Source organism: candidate division KSB1 bacterium, assembly GCA_022566355.1.
In the GTDB taxonomy this organism is placed as follows: Bacteria; Zhuqueibacterota; JdFR-76; order JdFR-76; family DREG01; genus JADFJB01.
Map to the genome: position 1 here is coordinate 1 of JADFJB010000207.1, position 4117 is coordinate 4117.

Consider the following 4117-nt stretch of genomic DNA (forward strand, 5'->3'; position numbering starts at 1 on the left):
GGCGCATAACCCACACTGCGCTCATGCATGGCGTGTGTAAATAAATAACGAAACTTTTTATCGTCGCCCCCTTCGAAGGCTGACAGGTCACGGCCCTTTTTGATGGTGCCTATCAATTGTGTCCATTCATCATTTTTCTCTAATTTTAAAAAGGCGGTTCCCTTAAGGTAATGCGGACTGGTGGCACAAAAATATTTATGCATTTCTGAAGTATTGGAATATTCCCCCGCCTTATATCGTAGAGCCTGCATGGCCACCAGACTATTGAGAAGGGCTTGCATGCCCTCGAATTGGGTTTTGGATAATTGAGCGATCCGGCGCGCTGTCAGGCTTTTTTTTGCGAGAACGGTGAATAGCCGGAATTCCAAGGCCGCCAGAAGGACCCAGGCGTCTTCCAATTGATCAATGGTATCAATAAATTTTTGGAGAGTGAGCATGAGGTTCCTGTCTATTCATTCAATAAGTTTTCAACGTGAGACATCAAATCGTGACCCGAGCCAAACAGCTTGTGCCGGAGGACTCCTTTTTTATCGATGAGGAGGGTAGAAGGTGTCCCCCGCAGACCCATTTTGTCAAAGGTGAGAGCGTCGAATTTCTTTTTCGCCAGGTAATTCGAAATTTCCGATCGGATTGCAGACCGGGTGGAATCCGGCAGGCTCTCAAAATTTGGAAAGTCTCGTCGCATCCATTGCTCTATTTCACCGGATCCGACTGCGCCCTCCCGTTTGACAAGTTTGTCCCAGGCGACGGGAAACGGAAGGCTGTACGGGAGTTTGCCGAGCCGCAATAAATTTTGCTCCATCAGATGGGCTTGAGTTTGTCCGACCACCTCCCCTGTCGTGACAAGTTTTTTCAGGTTTTCCAGGGTGTTGAGACCAAAATCTTCAAATGCAGTGGCCAGCACCCATACTGTTAGAGGTTGGTCTTTATATTTCGTATAAACTTCTATGACTTCGGGCAGAGCTGCAATGAAGCACCCCGGACAATTGACTTGGATCACTTCAATGAGAATGACCTTGCCGCGCTCCTGGTCGATATTCGTTGGGTCACCTTGCACCCATTCACTCACTTCCAGATTGGGGGCCGGTTGGTTAACTTCGGGCATCCGTGCTTTTCTCCAAGGTCTGGTTCAGCAAACGGGTTAGAGTATTGCGCAGATCTTCTGAGGGATTTTGTTTCAATGCGTTTTCAAAATAGCGCACGGCCTTATCGAAATCGCCCTGTATTCCGTAAATCGTACCCAATACGGCGTGGGCGGCGAGCCACTTGTCTCCCGCAGGGTGGTGGTCGATGATTTTCTCGAAATAGCGAATAGCCTTGGGAAATTTCTTCAATTTGAAATAGTTGGAGCCCAATCCAAACAAAATGTTATCCTTTAAGAACGAAGGATAATTAGATTTTTTGACCTTTTTGAATTTGCCGAGGCTTCTTAAATATTTTCCATCGCGGAATAGCAAAATTGCGGCGCGGTAGTCATCCTCGTAAAAAGCCTTTTCGCTATGGAGCTTTTGCAGGCGGTCTATTTCCGTTTTAAGTCCGCCCAACGATGCATGGAGGGTTTGAACTTCTTTGTCTAGTGTTTCGTTTTTTATTTTTTGTTCATTCAAGCTTTGGGTAAAACTAGCCTCCAGTTGTTCCATATCAGGGCTGAACCTGCGTATGAGATTTTCTAAAATGATTTCATCGCCCAGAATATCCGCGTAAGTATCGAATAGTTTTTTCATGGCCGCGGACATTTCGTCCAGGTAAACCTGATTTCCCCGGCGAAGTTGCAGTGCCTCTTCGTCAGGCGGATACCAAGCATTCATTTCCGCAGGATTTGGCGGCGGTAGAGGTTCCGACATCCTCCGGTCGCTTGCCTGGGCAGGGTTGAAGCCGAGGCCATAAATGAAAATGCCAACCATTAAAATTTCGGAGAAAACATTCATAAAAATAAACTATAATATTTTTTTAAGCTCATATATTATATAAAAATACAAAAAAATCAATCAAAAGATTTTCAAATAAGAACCTTTTAGTTAAACTGTAATTAATACTCGTTTAATTACTCATTAATATAAAAATTATAAAGTTATATTGTAGGATTGCGATGTAGAATTAAATACCTATATAGCTAATTATCAGGTAATTTCTTATTATTTATCTGTAAGAGTAAAAACGTAATAAGTAATTTACTAATCCTGTTTAAACTCTTGAATAAACTGTATATTATGGAATCATTAAAGCGAAAGGATGAATTGTAAAGAGGAAAATAGCTAAAAAATAAATATCATATATTTAGAAAAATTTAATTCTTAATATTTATTGTTATGAAAAAAGTACTATTCTTATTTTTATTAATTCCCCTTTTTACTTTTGCACAAACTATTACTTTAAAAGGGCAACTTACTACGGGAAATTCCGGAACCGATATTTGGGAATATGTAGATGAAATTACAGGTAAAGTTTATGCAATTGTAGGAGGTAACGGCGGAATGTCTATAGTTGATGTTACCGATCCAACTTCGCCAGTACAAATTGATTTTATAACTTCTGTTCCAGGTTTTGATGTAAAGGTATGGAGCCATTATGTTTATTGTTCTACGAGTGGTGGTGGTACCGGTTTTATTGTAGATATCGAAGACCCAACTAATGCACAGGTTGTAGGTACATTTCCTTCCGGACATAATATTTTCATTGATGATAGGGGATATATGTATAATTCCTCTCCAGGAGTTAGAATTTATGATTTAAATCCAGATCCTACATCTCCCTTGTTTTTAGCACAAGTAGGAAACGGAGGCCACGACGTTACTGTAAGGGGTAATTTAATGATTGATTGTCATGGAGGATCGGCAACAAATTTATATGACGTTACTGATCCATCAGCACCTATATTACTTTCATCGATAACAGATCCTACTATTTCATATCATCATCAGGGGGATATTTCATCAGATGGTAATTACCTCTATATCAATGATGAACTTGGCAATCATCCTCAAGCCGATATTAGTGTTTGGGATATTTCGGATATTGCAAATCCAGTAAGAGTTAATGAGACTGCCGACCCTAATTCAACGCCACATAATCTTTATGTAATTGGCAATTATGCTTATTCTGCTCATTATTCAGCCGGATTTCGGGTATTTGATATAACCGATCCTTCCAATCTGGTTTTAATAGACGAGTACGATACCAGTAATACAAATGGTGAAGGATTTACAGGGGCGTTTGGAATTTATCCATCACCTGTAACAGGCAACATTTATATTAATGATAGGTCTGGTGGAGGTGTTATGATATTTGGATTTAGTGAATTACTTTCTGTTGAAGACAAGGTTAATTCTTTTACCTTTTCAGTGTATCCAAACCCAACAAGCGACAAAATAAATATTAATGCTGCTAATTTTGAAATAAACACTATTTCTTTATTTGATATTCAGGGAAGAAATTATGGCAAGACAACCAGTCACCGTAGAGCAGGTGCGGGAGGTTCAGGACACCTTTAAGGCCGGGGTGGATTTTCAAAAAGAAAAAAAATTCAAGGAGGCCATTGAAGCCTTTAAGAAAGGCGCCTTGGTCAATTGCGCCGATGAGAATCATCTTGGCGAGTTGAGTAAGAAATTGAGGGTCATGTCGGTGAAACTGGCGCAGGAAAGCTTGGCCTATATGGGGTGCACGGCAGTGCATCTCAACGAATTGATCCACGAGTTGAGCGAGGAGGATAGAGATCTCGTACCCGTGGACAAATCTCTTTCCGAGGCCTTTGATTCCTGGGATTAAAATTTCTAGCATGGGGGGTGACTGTTTTGGATCAAGCCGTATTGTATGATGTGTTCAGGAAGGAGATCAATGAGGGGAAGATTCCCGTCAGTCTGGGTAAAACCTGCCCAGTGAAGTGTACCTTTTGTTATGAAAAGGACCACAGTTATCGCCCCACCGTGGAACCCCCCCTGACCACGCAAGAACACTGGCAGTTTATTTTGCGAGAAATCCAAAAGGTTCCCACCAAATTCAAAGAAAACTGGCTTCTGGGTGGCAATGAATACATGGAATGGACGGACCTTTTTCTGCATCCCAAGGTCATGGGTTGGGTGGAGGAGTTTTTGGAATCCACCGATAAAAGCTTAACTTT

At 41.4% G+C, this 4117-nt stretch carries 6 protein-coding genes; 3 read left to right on the forward strand and 3 right to left on the reverse strand.

Annotated features, from left to right (window positions below; genetic code table 11):
- From IIC38_20195 to IIC38_20205, 3 genes are all read right to left on the reverse strand, one after another.
- Positions 1 to 437, reverse strand: a 437-nt coding sequence (locus tag IIC38_20195) for a methyltransferase (GenBank protein MCH8128242.1), incomplete at its 3' end; no start/stop codon positions are given.
- Between the two features lie 11 nt (positions 438 to 448).
- The gene (locus IIC38_20200) at positions 449 to 1105 is read right to left on the reverse strand and encodes a TlpA family protein disulfide reductase (protein ID MCH8128243.1); all 657 of its coding nucleotides are present in this window, start codon (positions 1103 to 1105) and stop codon (positions 449 to 451) included.
- Positions 1092 to 1904 carry a tetratricopeptide repeat protein gene (locus tag IIC38_20205; GenBank protein ID MCH8128244.1) on the reverse strand — a complete coding sequence of 271 codons (813 nt, stop codon included), beginning with the start codon at positions 1902 to 1904 and terminating at the stop codon, positions 1092 to 1094. Before IIC38_20205 ends, IIC38_20200 begins: the two co-directional genes overlap by 14 nt.
- Before the next feature lie 405 nt (positions 1905 to 2309).
- Here IIC38_20205 and IIC38_20210 point away from each other — a divergent pair, with 405 nt between their 5' ends.
- From IIC38_20210 to IIC38_20220, 3 genes are all read left to right on the forward strand, one after another.
- Positions 2310 to 3491 (forward strand): choice-of-anchor B family protein, encoded by a 1182-nt coding sequence (locus IIC38_20210; protein MCH8128245.1) that lies wholly within the window; start codon positions 2310 to 2312, stop codon positions 3489 to 3491.
- Positions 3436 to 3765 carry a hypothetical protein gene (locus tag IIC38_20215; protein ID MCH8128246.1) on the forward strand — a complete coding sequence of 110 codons (330 nt, stop codon included), beginning with the start codon at positions 3436 to 3438 and terminating at the stop codon, positions 3763 to 3765. The genes IIC38_20210 and IIC38_20215 overlap by 56 nt, the downstream gene beginning before the upstream one ends.
- A gap of 26 nt (positions 3766 to 3791) precedes the next feature.
- Positions 3792 to 4117, forward strand: a 326-nt coding sequence (locus IIC38_20220; GenBank protein MCH8128247.1) for a hypothetical protein, incomplete at its 3' end; no start/stop codon positions are given.

Coding starts and splice junctions, on each gene's coding strand:
- IIC38_20210 (MCH8128245.1), top strand. CDS start 2,310: ATGAAAAAAGTACTATTCTTATTTTTATTAATTCCCCTTTTTACTTTT.
- IIC38_20200 (MCH8128243.1), bottom strand. CDS start 1,105: ATGCCCGAAGTTAACCAACCGGCCCCCAATCTGGAAGTGAGTGAATGG.
- IIC38_20205 (MCH8128244.1), bottom strand. CDS start 1,904: ATGGTTGGCATTTTCATTTATGGCCTCGGCTTCAACCCTGCCCAGGCA.
- IIC38_20215 (MCH8128246.1), top strand. CDS start 3,436: ATGGCAAGACAACCAGTCACCGTAGAGCAGGTGCGGGAGGTTCAGGAC.